At 69.6% G+C, this 15540-nt stretch carries 8 protein-coding genes; all 8 read left to right on the top strand.

Annotated elements, in window-relative coordinates:
- Positions 1-168: 168 nt before the first annotated feature.
- Positions 169-954 (top strand): class I SAM-dependent methyltransferase, encoded by a 786-nt coding sequence (locus tag ACQPYK_RS46630; RefSeq protein WP_433247213.1) that lies wholly within the window; start codon positions 169-171, stop codon positions 952-954.
- A gap of 212 nt (positions 955-1166) precedes the next feature.
- Positions 1167-2090: a M12 family metallopeptidase gene (locus ACQPYK_RS46625; RefSeq protein ID WP_433247210.1), complete on the top strand. Its 924-nt coding sequence runs from the start codon at positions 1167-1169 to the stop codon at positions 2088-2090.
- A 171-nt stretch (positions 2091-2261) separates the two neighbouring features.
- Positions 2262-3125, top strand: a complete 864-nt coding sequence (locus ACQPYK_RS46620; protein WP_433247207.1) for an SDR family oxidoreductase — start codon at positions 2262-2264, stop codon at positions 3123-3125.
- 208 nt (positions 3126-3333) lie between these two features.
- Complete coding sequence (locus tag ACQPYK_RS46615; protein ID WP_433247204.1) at positions 3334-4260, top strand: SseB family protein; 927 nt, start codon at positions 3334-3336, stop codon at positions 4258-4260.
- The gene (locus tag ACQPYK_RS46610; protein WP_433247201.1) at positions 4257-4649 is read left to right on the top strand and encodes a hypothetical protein; all 393 of its coding nucleotides are present in this window, start codon (positions 4257-4259) and stop codon (positions 4647-4649) included. The genes ACQPYK_RS46615 and ACQPYK_RS46610 overlap by 4 nt, the downstream gene beginning before the upstream one ends.
- Positions 4650-4880: 231 nt before the next feature.
- Positions 4881-5294 (top strand): YbaB/EbfC family nucleoid-associated protein, encoded by a 414-nt coding sequence (locus tag ACQPYK_RS46605; RefSeq protein ID WP_433247198.1) that lies wholly within the window; start codon positions 4881-4883, stop codon positions 5292-5294.
- A gap of 6 nt (positions 5295-5300) precedes the next feature.
- Entirely contained in the window at positions 5301-5657 is a 357-nt protein-coding gene (locus tag ACQPYK_RS46600) for a hypothetical protein (protein ID WP_433247195.1), read from the top strand.
- Positions 5658-5772: 115 nt separating this feature from the next.
- Positions 5773-15516: a hypothetical protein gene (locus ACQPYK_RS46595; RefSeq protein ID WP_433247192.1), complete on the top strand. Its 9744-nt coding sequence runs from the start codon at positions 5773-5775 to the stop codon at positions 15514-15516.
- Positions 15517-15540 lie beyond the last annotated feature (24 nt).

Here is a 15540-nt window from a genome sequence, read left to right as displayed (position 1 = left end):
CTCCCCTCGTGGGGAGCCGATCGGCTCCGGCGGGACGAGCCGGGGATCCGGATGGGATGAGCGAAGCCGTGTACCTCGGACGATCACACGCCCTAACATGCCAGGGCGAGGTCATCGATGCGGTAAGTCGCGGGGGAAAGGAAGTGCGTGACCGGGCGGAGCCCTGCCATGACGTCCGGATACGTCTTCGACAACGAAGGCGCCCACTCCGCCGACCAGCATCGCCATCTGGCGGAGCTTCTCGACCCGCTGACGTTCGAGCGGCTCGGGCAGACCGGCGTCGCCGACGGCTGGAGCTGCCTGGAGGTCGGCGCCGGGGGCGGCAGCGTGGCCCTGTGGCTGGCCGATCGGGTGGCGCCGACCGGCCGTGTGCTGGCCACCGACATCAAGCCCGCTCTCATCCCCACCCGGTCCGGGCTCACCGTCGTCAGGCACGACATCGTCGACGACCCGCTGCCCTCCGACGAGTTCGACCTGATCCACGCGCGGCTGGTGCTGAGCCATCTGCCGCGGCGGCAGCGGGTGCTGGAGCGCCTGCGCGCCGCGCTGCGGCCGGGCGGCTGGCTGCAGATCGACGAGATCGACATCAGCCGCTGGGCGCCGCTGCTCACTCCCGACGAGCGGGCACGGGAGCTGTACGAGACCTACATCGAGACCATGGCCCGCGTGCTGGCCGCCGCCGGCAGCGACCCGACCTGGGGTGGGTCCGCCGCGCAGGCGATGAGCGAGGCGGGTCTGGTCGACATCGACCCGCAGTGTCACACCGAGGTATGGGGTCCGGGGTCGGCCGGGATCGGGCTGCTCACCAGCAACAGCCTCCACCTGGAGGAGCGCTTCGTGGCGGCGGGCATGACCAGGTCTCAGCTCCGCGACGTTCGGGCGGTCATGGCCGACCCGGGGTTTCGGACGGTCTCGTTCACCGTCCATTCCGTTCTCGCCCGCAGAGCCCGGTAAAAACCTTCGGGAAGTCGTCCTGAAATGACAGGCGGCTGCCGCGTGTCCAATGACCGGAATATCTGTCATTCCTTCCTACACTTGCTCTCGAAAGAGTTCCGGAATTCATCCCGGGCTTATCGGGGGAAATAGTGAAATATCCAAAGCTTGGTGGGTTTGTCGCGCTCATTGCCGGTCTTGTCCTTTTCGCCGCTTCTTCTCCGGCCGGCGCGGTGGACGAGCCCATCAACCTGTGGAGCCAGCAGACCTCCCGGCCCGTTCACAGCGTCACCATCGTCAACCTCTTCGGCGGCGTCCAACGGATCGACTACGTCGACGTCGACGGTGTCGCCGTCATCGAGGGGGACATCGCGATCGGCTCCGTCGACGAGGTCGCCCGCGGGAAGTTGCATCTGCCCGGCGTCGTCCCGCCGGCCGGGACCACCCCTGTGACCGGCGCCGTCACCGCCCCCGGCGCCACCGCCCCCGGCACCACCGCCTTCACCGCCACGTCGCCGGCGAGCATCCCGCTTCCGCTGCGGGTCGGCGGACGCTGCGCCCATCCGGCCACCAGCGCGTCCATCACCTCGGACGCCTTCCTGTGGAAGGCTGGGAGGGTCCCTTACGCGCTGGACGCCGGTCTGTCACAGAAGGCGCGTGACGCCGTCGCCGCGGCGATCGCCGACTTCCACTCCCAGACCTGCATCCGGCTGTCGCCGCGCACCACGGAAAGCGACTACCTCCACATCTTCCCCGGCGGAGGTTGTTACTCGTTCCTGGGACGCCGGGGCGGCCGGCAGAACGTCTCGCTGGGCGCCGGGTGCGAATACAAGGGCATCGCGATGCACGAGTTGATGCACGCCCTGGGTTTTTACCACGAGCACATGCGGTCGGACAGGGACATTCTGCTGACCATCAATCCGGGCAATATCGCCCCGCAGTACCAAAGTCAGTTCATCAAGCTCTCTTCGGCTCAGAATCGCCTTTACGGTGATCTCGACCTCGCCTCACTCATGACCTACGACAATTACGCATTCAGCAACAACGGCCAGAAGACGCTGGAGGCGAAGAGCGGTCAGGTGCTGATCCACGGAGCGCTCAAACCCGGCTTCAGCGCCGGCGACGTGGTTGGCATCCGCGCGCTGTACGGCTGCTGAACCCACCACGTGGGCCCGCCTCGGCGCTCACCGCGCCGGGGGCCTCGCGCGTCATGGCCGGGGCGCGGCAGGGGTGCGGCCGGGTCGTGGCAGGTGAGACGGCGACCGTACGGCTCGGAAGGTTTGCGGGCGCTGGAGAGTGGCGCACCGGCTGCGGGGTAGGCGGACCGTATGTCACAGGAACATAACAGCACGCCTCCGGCCCAGTCCCAGCCCTACCCGGGGGAGAGCGGGGCGATGACCCCCGAGCCCAGGGACGAGATGCGCGACTACGTCGGCCGTGATCTCCTGGCAGGCAAGCGTGCGCTGATCACCGGGGGTGACTCCGGCATCGGGCGGGCCGTGGCGGTGGCGTTCGCCAAGGAGGGGGCCGACGTCGCCATCGCCTACCTGTCGGAGCACCGCGACGCCGAGCACACCAAGGGCCTGGTCGAGAAGGAGGGGCGACGCTGCCTGCTGTTGCCGGGCGACCTGGCCAGGCCGGACCACTGCCGGGAGGTGGTCGAGTCGACCGTCTCCGTGTTCGGGGAAATCGACATCCTGGTCAACAACGTCGCCACGCAGTCACCGGTGGAGTCGCTCGAAGACCTCTCCGACCGGCAGTGGGAGCGCACGTTCGCGGTGAACATCCACTCCTACTTCCGGGTCACCAGGGCCGCGCTCCCGCACATGCCCGACGGCGGCGCCATCGTCAACACCTCTTCGATCAACGGGCTGCGCGGCAACAAGACGCTGATCGACTACTCCGCGACCAAAGGGGCGATCAACGCTCTCACCTACTCGCTCGCCCAGACGCTGGTCGAACGGGGCATCCGGGTGAACGCGGTGGCTCCCGGCCCGGTCTGGACGCCGCTGATCCCCGCGACCATGCCGCCGGAGAAGGTCGAGAAGTTCGGCCGGCAGGTGCCGATGGAGCGTGCCGCCCATCCCGACGAGATCGCGCCGTCGTATGTCTTCTTCGCCGCCGAGCGGCTCTCGTCCTACTACACCGGCGAGGTCCTCGCCCCGATCGGCGGTGAGACCCTCCCGGGCTGAACCGCGGCCGGTATCGGCGGTGAGACCCTCCCGGGCCGAACCGCGGCCGGCGACCGCGGCCGACTGGTCCCTGATCACTCCCGACCCCACGTTCCGGTCCGTCTTTCCAGCTCACCGTATGAGTAGCCGGTGAAGATCCCGGGCTTTCACCCGATGCGGCGGACGGCCCGTCCGCCGCATCGGTACGTGACGCTTTAGGGTGGTCGGCGTGGGGGAATGGCAGCCGGCGAACGTGTTCGAGGAGCGTCTGGGGGAGGCGTTGGCGGTTGGTGATCTCGTCTTCTGCCTGGGCCTGCTGCGGCATGCGGAGTTCGTGCTGCCGATCACTACGGCCGCCGCGGCGGGTCACGAGCCGGTCGTCTGGCCCATCGAGGCGGACGACGAGCGGACCTGGTTGATGGTCTACACCTCGATCGAGGCGATGCGGGCCGGGACCGGCGGCGCCTTCCAGCACGGCCGGGTCGCCTCGCTGCCCGAACTGGCGGCCGCCTGGCCCGACCTGCGCTGGGGGCTGGCGATCAATCCCGGCCTTCCGGTCCACTTCTTCCTGGAGCCCGGTGCGGTGGCCAGGCTGGCGGTGCCGTCGCTGGTCCAGGACCGCGAGGTCGAGCCGGAGTCCGGAGTGGCGATCGTGCAGAAGCTGCTTCGCCCCCGCGACGTCCACGCTTATCTCGCCGACGGTGAGTTCCGGGTCTCGGGTTACTGCCACCACGCCCTGGACGTCGCGCACATCGCGACTCCGACCGTGCTGGCGGACGCGCTGGGGCAGTCGGCCGAGGAGATGGTGACCGAGGAGGGGTCCGTCGTCATCCTGCGGTGGTACGCGGTCGGCCCGGACCTCTACCGCACCCCGTACGGCGGCGTCGACGAGGAGACCATGACCGCGGTGGCCGGATGGGTGATCGAGGAACCTCCGTTCATCGGCATGGGGCTGGTGCCCAACGTCGGCCAACTGATCCGCGAGTACAAGGTCGACGGGGTCGAACTGCCGTACGGCGCCGAGATCTACGAGCTGACCATCGAAGGGGTCGAGCGCCGGCGTGCGATGTACGACGGCGATCTCGGGCGGTGGAGGGTGGTCCACGACGCGCCGGTCGGCGTTCCCGACGGGCGGCACGGATCGGAGAGCTCGTGACGAGGTGGCACTTCTATCGGGCCCGCTGGCGGGGAGCCGAGTATCCCGCCAGTCTCGACCAGCATCCGGACCGGCTGTGGATACGGCTGCGAAGCTCCGAGCCGGTGGAGGGCTTCGAGGAGGTGGCGCCGGGTTGTTTCGTCCGGCCGGTGCCGGCCGAGGACTGCCAGGCGGTCCACTTCGTCACGACGGTCTGCGAGTGGCGCGGCGCGGTGTGCCAGGTGCGTGACGAGCGCGACGGCGAGCTGCTCGTCGAGTACATCGGTGGGCAGGTGCCGGTCGCTCTGGCGCTGGGGATGGAGCGAGTCGAGCGGGGCGTCTACCGGCGCTGGATTCCGGGACCCGAGGTGGACAAGCTCTACGAGAACGCCGTGCTCCTGGCCCTGTGACGGCACCGGGAGTGACGGTTGGGGCCGACAGGGAAGACGCGGCGTCATGTCATGACTTAGCGGCATCCAAGACGTGACCTTTTGTCCTTATTTGCGGGAAAACTAGCTCTTGCAGAAGATCGTTCGGGGATGCAAAAATGCCAAGAAGTTAACTACAGGTGTTTCCTGTGTTAAATCGGGGTCACGCGGTGCTGCTGCTGGGTGAGCCCGTCAGCGTTGCGAGGGGGCGACGTGGAGCAGTTCAAGCCGGTGGACGCGGCGGACGTGGCGGGTATGCGGGCCTATGCCGACGAGTTGCGGACCACCTTCATGCGCCTGCAGGACGAGGCTTCGGCGGTGCACGAGGAGGCGCGAGCCATCCAGGTGACCGAGAAGTCACCCGACGGCCTGATATCGGTGACGGTCGGCGCGCGCGGGGATCTCATCCGGCTCGACATCGACCCCCGCATCTACCGCAAACCCGATGCCCGCCAGCTGGCCGACTCCATCGCGGACACCGTCCACCGCGCCGCGGCCAAGGCCCAGGAGCGGGTCATCGAGCTCTTCGAACCGCTGATCCCCGGCGATCAGATGAAGGTGCATCTGGAGGGAGACCTCCAGGGAGTGCTGGAGCAGATGGCGAGCCAGCTGCTCGGGAAGAGGTGACCGGCCATGCCCAACGACTTCACGCACGTCGGCATCGATCCGACGGTCTACGTCGAGCTCGCCCAGTGGGATCGGGTGGCGTCCGATGTCTCCACGATGTGGAAGGAGATGGTGGCCAAGATCCAGCGGCTCAACGATTCCTCGACATGGGGCCGTGACACCGCGGGCCGCGCGTTCCAGGCGTCGTACTACCAGGGCGGCTCCCTGCACCAGATGATCACCAATGGAGGCCAGATCATCGCCGAGGCCGCCGCGGAGCCGGCGCGGATCCGCAAGGCCGTCGACAACTCCCTCGCCACGGACCATGATCAGGGCCGGATGATGGGCGACCTTCAGGCGACGAAGGGCAGCCTTCGGGTGTAGGGAACACCATCAGACGCTGAGCCGCTCTCCTCGCAGCCGGCGCGGTGAGAGTACGTGAGCACGCCGGCCATCCAGCGTGCGTCCGGCGGTCGACGGAAGCCGAAACGGGGGCGACGTGAGCGGCAGCACGAGTTCTAGCAACACGGATACCTCTAGCGGGTACGTTGCCGCGGACCCCGGCGACGGCTTCGCCACCGACGTCACGCCCGCGTGGGGCGAGAGCCTCCCGGCCTGGGCCGACACCCTGGTCGCCCTGCTCTCCTCCGGCCAGATGTGGCCGGAGGGCAGTGAGAGATTGTCGTGGATGCTGCGGACGCTGTGGCACGAGCTGGCACAGCGCCTGGACTCCCACGCCGACGAGGGCGTCCGGGCAGCCGGCAGGACCCTGCGGAAATGGGACGCGCCCCCGACGGACAACTCCGTCGCGAAGCTCCAATCGCTTTACTCGCCGGACTCGGGCGTGCCCGTCCTGGTGGAGAACGCCCTGGCCTTCGCCGACAAGCTCGCCAACTACGCACTGGATACGCAGTTCGCCAAGCTTGCGATCAACGTGGCGTTCTGGATCGCGTTGATCGCTATCTCCATCGCGCTCATCGTCTTCTTCTTCACCTCGGGACTGGCCGCCCGGACCGTCGTGCTCATCGCCAGGAAAACGCGCTGGGACATCGACACGATCCTCCGGCGGCTCGTCGCGGTGGCCGGACGAGCCGCCGGTGTCAGGGCCGTCCCGGCCGCCCAGCAGGTCGCGGTCCAAGCGGTGGGCAGCGGTTCCGCCCGGACGCTCCTCAGCGCCGCCGGCAGAAAAGCCCTTGCGTGGGAAATGTTCGAGGAGAGCACAGAAGAAGGCATCATCGAGGCGAAGGCCGAGCAGGACCAGAAGGAGCTTGGAACGCGGGCCAAGCTCAACGGGCGGGCGATATTCGACGCGATGCTGGGCGGGGCCGCGGGCGGGGTTCTCGGCATGGCGGTCGCTCCGAAAGTGTCCAGACTGGTCAGCTATGGCAAGACCCCCAAGTCCTTTCCCGGCCGGACACTGCAGGCCGTCACACAGTCGGGCCTGGTCAACGTCATCGCCTCGGCCGGTGGAGGCGCGGTCGTCGGCTTGACCCACGGTCAGCTCCCCACGCTCCCGACAGGGGAATCCGGTGTCGGCTCGTTCCTCGCCGCCGCCGGCCGGCACGGCTCGATCGGTCCCACCAGCAAGGAATTCATCCACGCCGTCAGGGCTCCCTCCACGACGATTCTCAGCGGCCTCGAGTCCTCCTTCGCGGCCTATGACGCGGCCGTGGCGGCGCGTGATGCCAAGCTCGCGACCGCGACCAATTCCGCGCCTGACACCACCGCCTCGGCCGCTTCCCCAGGCGGCGCGTCCCCGGCGGGGACGCCGTCCGCCGGCGGCGGTCCGGCGGTGGCCGGCGGAGTCCAGGTCATGAACGGCCCGGCTGGATCCAGCGGGCAGTCGACGCCCGGCGGGCAGGCCGCGCCATCCCGGCCCGTGCCGGGCACATCGAGCGGGACCGCGCAGGGCGGCTCCGCGCAGGGCGGTCAGGGGGGTTCCACACACGCTGCCGGGCAGGGTACGTCTGGTGCGTCCGCGCGCACCGGGCAGCTCGCGCAGAGTGGACAGGGTTCGCCCGCGCAAGCTGGGCAGGCCGCGCAGAGCGGGCAGGGTTCGCCCGCGCAAGCTGGGCAGGCCGTGCAGAGCGGGCAGGGTTCGTCCGGGCAGGCCGCGCAGGCTCCGCAGGGTGCGCAAAGTGGACAGGGCACGCAGGCCGCGCAGGGTGGACAGGCTTCGTCCGCGCAGGCTCCGCAGGGTGCGCAAAGTGGACAGGGCACGCAGGCCGCGCAGAGTGGGCAGGGTTCGCCCGCGCAGGGCGCACAGGCTGGGCAGGGTTCGTCCGCGCAGACCGCGCAAGCTGGGCAGACTGGGCAGGCCGCGCAGACAGGATCGGATCTGTCTGGTTCCGCTGCGCAAGCTGGGCCGGATCCGCAAGCCGGGCAGGCCGCGCAGGCTCCGCAGGCCGGGCAGGCCGGGCAGGCTCCGCAAGCAGGGCCGGGTCCGCAGGCCGGGCAGGCAGGGCCGGATCCGTCTGGGGCGGGTGTGGCTGCGCAGAACGGGCAGAGCGCCTCCGGCTCCACCACACAGAGCGCGGAGGTAGGACCGGACCCGTCCGGGTCGAATGCGGCTGTGCAAAGTGGGCAGTCCGCGCAAAGTGGGCAGTCCGCGCAAAGTGAGGCTGCGTCCGCTCCGTCCGCGCAGGGGGTGGCGCCACAGGTCGGGGGACCTGTCTCTGCCACGACCACTCAGGGCCAGACGACCCCCCAGACCCAGACGACCACTCAGGGCCAGACGACCCCCCAGACCCAGACGACCACTCAGGGCCAGACGACCACGCCGAGTGTCGCGGGCACGCCGAACGGGCAGGCCACGACAGGTTCCACGACCAGGACGGAGCTCGCCGAATCGGCGATGGCCGACGTCATGGGGAGCCTGGGACTCGACGCGTTGCTGGTAGAGGGCGGCCATGTGCGGCTGAGCAGGGCGGACGGAAGCGTCGTCCATCTTCCCGCCGCCACGCTCCGCCTCGTGAGGGAACGGCTGGCGACCCGGGCCGGGGACGGCACCGGCCCGCACCGGCTGCGCGCGGAGGCGGCCGCCTGGCTGGGCATCGAGGTCGCCCGGGCCGACGGCCGGCCGCCGATGGAAGGCGCGATCCAGGCGCTCCACTTCCTGGCGGAAGTGTCTCCCGAGACCGGCGACGCGGCCCTGCGGGTGGCCACGGAAATAGTTATGGACAACCCGGACGGCCTGGACCCCTCCGGGCTGACCGAGGGCGCGAGCCGGCTGGCGAGCCAACTGATCGAGGAAGCGAACAAGCCGGCGAGCGCGCCGGCGGACGAGTACGACGCGCTCCGTCCGGGACGGCAGGTCGCCGAGGCCGAGGAGATCGTCCGGAAGATCGACGAGCTCGTCGCCGAGCTGGCCGGGACGGCCTCGAACCCCGCCGGAACAGGCACGTCGGCGGAGCCTTCCATGCTCTCCGATCTGGCCGAACAAGTGGAGGAGCTGACCGAGTCCCTGGCAGAGGCCGAGCGCGGCTTGACGGAGCGCAGGAAGGCCAGGGCGCGCAGTGCCGGGGAAGCCAGGAAAAGCGCCAGGGAAGCGCTCGCGAAGGTCAAGGCCGCCGAGAAGGCGGAGCGGGACGGGAAGCCACTCGACGGGGAGCGCGACAGCGGGGCACCGGGGCGGCGCCACGAGGCTCGCCTGCAGGCCAAGCTCGACGAGGAGTCCGCGGCCCGGGATCTGCGGATCGCGGCCAATTACGAAGAGGCCCGTGCCCAGGCCGAGGCCGCGCGTTCGGCGCTGGCGGCGACGTCACGCGCTCTGGGCCGGCTGATCGCCCACCAGCGGACGGGCCACGCCGGAGCGCTGGCCGCCCAGGTCGCCCGGCTCGCGAGTGAGGCCGAGTCCCAGCTCGCCAGGTATCGCGAGGCCATGGCGGCGGCGGCGCCGTCGGAGGCCATGCTGGCCGCCGGCCTGCCGACCGGCCAGTTGCCGTACATGACCAGGCTGACCGAGGAGGTCAACAAGGCGCTGGCCGCCAAGAAGGTCGGCCACCGCTTCACCGTCGCCGAGCTGGAGTACATGCTGGAGACGGAGTTCGGCCGGATGCTGTCCCCCGACGGAGCGGTGCTGCGGGTGGCGGGCGTCGAGCTGAGGGTCAAGATGCGGGTGAGCGATCTCGTCGAGGTCCTCCGCTCGAAGGGTTGGAAGATCTCCGAGGGGATGACCGGCCTCTTCATCCAGGGCAACCACGGCGTGTCGACCAGCAGCGGACGTAACAGCGGCTGGGCGGCGGATGTCGACGTGCCGGGTCTGCTCGGATTCCTGGTCAAGGGGCTGCCGGAGGAGAACGGCTTCCGGAAGTGGGTCGAGGCGGTGGGACCGCACGCCATACTCGGCGGCGGTTACGGCCGTGGTCAGGGGGAGTCGACCTCCGCTAACTTCGCTGAGTTCGTGCGGAAGGGCGCAGTCCTGGACAACCGGGGCGAATCATCGGAGTACGACGGGGTCGCCGAGTACGAGTTCGAGGTCGTCGCCCCGGGGGAGGCCGGGGGAAGCTCGGTCGTGCGGGTCGCCGACGGCGCCGCCGGCGACGCGACGAGGGTCGAGATCGGAGTCTCGCACGCGCACATCGAGCACGGCCCCAAGGGAACCGAACAGCGCACCTTCGAGCTGACGGAGACGCCGCCGCCTCTTCCGAAGACCGCGCCCATCAACGTCGAAGGTCTGGAAGAGGCGCTCGAGAAGTTCAGGACACAGCTGCTCGCCCAGGCGCCCGGTCTGGCCCGCAACAGCCATGCACAGGAGCAGATACGCACCTTCATCGTCGGGATGACGCCGGTCCAGCTCGCCGAACTGGCAAGCTCGCACGGACTGCGGCAGACCATCAGCGTCCCGGGGCAGCCGGACCTGACCATCACGTTGAAGGGCAAACCCAAGTATGAGCTGACCGAGGACGGGAAGCTGAGACTGATCGCGCAGGTGGATGGCACGGCCAGCACCAAGCAACTCGGCGAGGGCGTGGACGTCGGGTTCTCCGCGGTGTCGGGGGGTCAGGGGGCCAGCCGGTCACGAAGCGCGAACGGCGCACTGGGGGGCAAGATCTCCAGCAAACTGCTCGCCAAGCTGTCCCTCTGGTTCCAGAACCTGGCGGCGAGTGTGACCCTCCTCAACGGCTCCCGTTCCAGGTCGGAGTCGACGGGGTTGAGCGCGGGCGGCACGGCGATCACGCCGATCGTGAGACGGAAGTCCGGGCACAACCAGGTCGTCACGTTCGAGATGGATCTGGAGATCACGAGCACGCTTCACGATGGCGGAAAGAACAAGCCGCTTCCTCCGATCGACGCCACGATCAAGGCGACGGCTCAGGTAGCGGAGAACGTCGCCGTCGCCGCGGGGTTCCCCTACGACAAGGAGGCGGTCGTACGGGACGATTCCGGCGCGGAGCGCCGGCGCACCGACGGTTCGCCGATGCTGCGAGACGATTCCACACCCGAGCCGCCGCCCGGCCGGAAGGGCGAGGCGCCGGCCTGGCAGGGCGACGGACCAGGCCAGGTGCGCGGAGTCGGAGTCGGACATGTGGAGCTGGACGACATTTCCAAGCTCCAAGCCGAGGTGGCGGTGTTCCTGCGCGAGCGCGGCGTGCTGCCCCAGGTGGACGGCAACGGGAAGATGAACCCGGTGTTCTCGTCCGACCCGGTGGAGCGGGCCAGCCAGGAGGCCATGCTGGACTTCCTGGAGAACCAGCTGAAGGATCAGCTGCAGGTCCACTACAACCAGGCCGTCCAGGGCGGCATCCTCATGCACTTCGTGCACCAGCGGACCGGTCAACCGGCAGAGCATCTCACCCTGCATGTCCAGCTTGGCGGCGGGAAGAAGACGTACGCCGGGGAAACCGACGCCGAGACGATGGTCACGCTCTACATCGGGTCCGATACCGGCGGCAGCTCAAGTGGCGAGTCGGCTTCCTGGGGGCTGGGTGTCGGGGCCGGCGTCGACTACACCTCCGGTGACAAGGAGACCACCGCCTCGATCGGCGGCGGTTACACGGGCGGAAAGAGCCACGAGACCTCCCAGAACGCGGGCGGCACCGGCAACGGGGTCGTCCTGGTGGAAGCGCTGGGGAAGGATACGGATCTCAAGGGGACGGAAAAGGCGACGCTCTCCGAGGTGACGGACGACTATCAGGTGCGCGAGGTCGCCTCCACGTATGTGGAGGTGAGGCAGGGGATTCCCAGCGACATGCTGTCCGAGGACGGGGCTCCGCGGCCGGACAAGATCCCGACCTCCGACGAGCTGCTGGCCGAGACCGTGCCGCTGGGTCTGGACCTGGGCAGGAACGCCGACAACCTGGTGATGGAGATCGCCAAGAAGATCGGCGTACGGCCGAACACCCCGGCCTTCCACCAGCTCGCCCGGCAGCTGAACGCCTACCAGCTCATCGCTCACCCCGAGTTCCTGAACGACGGTTTCGAGGTCGAGATCGTCGTGGACACGGAGGAGTTCGGGCAGCGCCGCTTCTCGGTGTCGATCGGCGGTCGCCTGGGCGAGTCGCAGATCGCCACCAGGGGCCGCTGGCTGACCAGTCGCATCGGGTTCGACATGCTCAGCGGTACCACCTCCTCCGGTGAGCAGACCAGCCACTCGGGGAACGGCTCCGTCTCGGGAGGCTGGAGCCAGGCCGAGAACCCGAAGAACGGCGCGGGGGCCTCCGGGTCCCATTCGACGAACCATGGCACTTCGCAGTCGAGCACCCCGATCAAGGGAATAGAAGGCCTGCCCATCGACGTCGGCCCCCAGGTCGCGCTCACGGCGGAGCTGAGCACCACCGTCGTCATCAGCGAGGTGGGCACGGTCAACACCGAGACGATCACCACGACCGGCGGCGGGTACCTGTACAGCAAGTCCCTGCGTGACGTCCTGAGCCTGTACGCGCAGGGGGAGATACCGCTGTCGCTGCACCATGTGTCCGACGTGGTGGAAGCGTTCATGTACGGCCATCTGAAGCTCGATCGCGCCACGCGGGTTCCGCTGCTCGAGCGCTACCTCAACGACCTGGCGGCCGCCGAGAGCTCCGGAGACCTGCTGCCCCCGCTGGCCGCCCGTCACACGCCGGAGGTGTTGCTCGAACCCCTCATGAAGCAGTTCGGCAACCAGGACGAGAGCCTCAAGCAGGAGCCCGATCCCCGCCAGGCGCTGACCCGGCTGCTGGCCGAGGAAGGCGCGAAGGACGCGGGCCCGGAGATGGGAGTGCTCCCGGACAAGGCCCGCAAGGGCATGGGCGAGTCCTGGCCCCATCGTGCCGTCCTGCGCACGCAGGACGGCACGACGACCGACCTGTACAACGCGATACTGGAGGCCGTCGAAGCCTACGCGCCGGGCGCCCTGGCCTCGAATCCGTCGCTGCGCCGCCGATTGTTCGGCGACTTCTCCGGCAGCCGCTGGTGGGGAAAGATCGTCAACATGCTCGGCCCGATCGGGCACCGGCAGTCCCAGCCGGTGCGGGACGCCGGCCAGATCCCCATCCGGCTGCTCATGGACTTCGGCGACGGGCCGGTCGAGGTGGTCGCCCGCCTCAGCGACATGCTCCTGATCATGCAGGACTACGGCTACAAGAACAGCGGTGTCACCCAGTCGTCCGGCAATTCGCAGGGAGGCGGCGTCAGCCGCAGCGGTTCGGTGGGGAATGACGATGTCAGTCTCAGCCCCACCGGCTCGGTGGAGAGCGGCCAGAGCCTCTCCAACTCGGCGACCAACAGCGAGCAGTGGACCGAGCTGGCGCGGGGCGCCGCGTTCGAGGGCCTGGCCAAGATCCGCCACGCGGTCGGGGTCACCATCGTGGTCGGAGAGAGCCCCGGGTCGGAACCGGCCACGGGAGAGTCGGAGCAGGCTTCGGGAGAGCAGGGCAGGCAGGGTGAGGCCCGCCAGCCGGTCGTGGTCGAACTGCAGGGAGAGATCACCCGGCTCGTGCCGGAGGAGATGGTGGATGCGACGGAGGAGTCCCAGGTTCCCGACCCCCGGCCGCTCACGCTTCCGCACTCCTTGAAGCCGAACGGTGTACAGGCCGATGGGTTGGTCGCGGCCGTCCAGAACATGCTGGCGGACGACAGGCTGTTCGGCGAGAAGGCGGCTCGGAAGGTCCGGGCGATGCTGGAGCAGCAACTGAACCGGATGCAGAACGCGGCCGACTTCCGGCAGATGCTCCAGGAGGACGGCGGCTTGGTGATCGCCGTCCCCCACCCGGACAAGCGGGGCACGGTGGTGAACGTGACCGTCCGGGTTCGGCCCGAGGACGTGCACGTCACCGTCGCCGGTCGGAAGAACCTCGAGATCGGCCGGGTGCTCCGGGTGCAGCACGTGACCGAGGTGGCCACCGGTCAGAGCCAGAGGTTCTCCCTCAAGGGGCTCATGGGGATGATCGGGCTGAAGTTCGGCCGCTTCATCGGATTGAACGTCTCCGTCCGGACCACGGTCAGCCACGGCGTCCGCCTCGAACGCAGCATCTTCAAGAGGGGCACCGGCGCCAGCGTCGAGGTGCCGCTCACATTCGACCTCGTCGCCGAGCTGACGACCGTGAAGGCCGACCCTGCCAAACCTCCCAAACTGCGGATCGAGGTGCAGGACGCCGCGACCGGCACGGCCGACCTGAACGTGTTCGAGCAGGAGCTGAGCGAGGCGAGGGCTCAGCGCGGCGCCGAAAGGCGGCGCCGGTGGGGCTGGAACCTCGGCGATCCGGAGGTCACCCGCACCACCCGCACCACCGAGCGTCCTGGCTGGCGGGCGGGGTGGCGGAGCACGCCGCCGGTGGCGGCGCTGCCCTCGCTCGACCTGGACGCGCTGACCACCCAGGCGATGGACATCGCGCAGACTGAAGGGAACGCCGGCTCCGGCGTCACTCCCGACGCCCTGCACCGGGCAATCGTCGAGACGGCGCGGTGGAGCCTGGCCGGCCGCTGGACGACCGGAACGCCGATCGTGCTCACCGCCACGGTGGGCGTCCCCGGACAGATGGGCCAGGTGACCCAGGCCCGACTGCTGGCACGCGGGCTGCACACCGACGTCCTCATCGAGCTGCGCGAGGCCGACGGCACCGTGCGTCGCTACCGTGCGACCTCCAGGGGCAGGCTGTACAGCGAGGTGCCCGACGGCGGGTTCGCCTCGGCGTTCGCCACGCTCCCTCCCGAGCTGGTGACCCGCGCCGACCAGGCCGGTGTGGACCTGCGCGCGCTGCACAACAGCGCGCCGGAGGCGGGCGACTTCGCCGGGCGGGTCGGCGAGGCGCTGGCCGCGTCCACCGCTTCGCCTGCCGCGTCCGCCGCCGCGCCGCAGAGTCCCTCCGGCCCGGGGACGCCGCAGCAGCCGAGCACGACGCGACCGAGCGGCAGCGTCTACCAGCCGGCCGGCATCGGTCCGGTGCCGGCGCGGGCGGCGTCCGCGCCGCGCCAGGGCGTGCTCCGCCGCTTCCTGGAGCCCCTGATGGGTACGCGGAGCGAATACGTGGCGGCACGGTACAGCGAGTACGCGCATCTGGCGGAGCGGTGGCAGAAGGCACGTGCGGCCGTCCGCACCGTGGAGCAACAGCTCAACGCCTCGGAGCAACGGCCGGCTGCCCTGGAAGAACAGCTCAAGGCCTTGCAACAGCGGCTCGACGCTTTGGAACAACAGCTCGACAAGGTGGCGCGGACCCTGCGCGAACGTGGTCAGGCGCCGCCGGTGCCGCCCTGGGAGACCGATTCGCCGGCGGCGTCGAGGCCGGGTGGCGCGCTGGCGAACCTCCTCAACCGGTCCGACGGCGAGACCGTCCCGCCCAGCCACTGGGAAGACCAGTTCTGGGACCGGATGCGCCGGCTCTCCAACCCCTCCGGCTGGGATCCGCCGGAGGCGGAGGAACCATGCCTCTGCCCGCCCGACGGGCCGTGCGTCTGCGGGCGGCGACCGGGGGAGCTCGACCCGCGGTCCGACGCCACGCCGCAGGCGCCCGGTTCCGGCTCCTCGCCGGCCCCGTCGCCCTCCCCGGAGGGCGCTGCGCCGACGCCGTCGGCACCGTCGGCGCAGCCGAGTCCCCCGGCACAGCCAAGCCCCCCGGCGCAGCCGCAGGGCTCGCCGTCCCCGGGCGGCCGTACCGTCACCACCGACGGTGGCAGCACGCTGTGGAGGATCTCCGAGCAGGCGTACGGCGACGGCCGCTACTGGAAGGAGATCTGGGACAGTAACCGGGAGGTGATCGGTTCCGACCCTGACTCCCTGCGGTCCGGCCTGAAGCTGACCGTTCCCGACCGTCCGAAGTCACCGTGATCGACCTCGTGGTCCGAGCGGTTC

It is taken from the genome of Streptosporangium sp. CA-135522, from assembly GCF_050949235.1.
Taxonomy (GTDB): domain Bacteria; phylum Actinomycetota; class Actinomycetes; order Streptosporangiales; family Streptosporangiaceae; genus Streptosporangium.
Note: the sequence above shows the minus strand (reverse complement) of the source record. Positions and strands in the feature narration are given on the sequence as shown.

Excerpts from the sequence above, each read along its gene's own strand:
- ACQPYK_RS46630 (WP_433247213.1), top strand. The coding sequence starts at position 169 with ATGACGTCCGGATACGTCTTCGACAACGAAGGCGCCCACTCCGCCGAC.
- ACQPYK_RS46600 (WP_433247195.1), top strand. The coding sequence starts at position 5,301 with ATGCCCAACGACTTCACGCACGTCGGCATCGATCCGACGGTCTACGTC.
- ACQPYK_RS46620 (WP_433247207.1), top strand. The coding sequence starts at position 2,262 with ATGTCACAGGAACATAACAGCACGCCTCCGGCCCAGTCCCAGCCCTAC.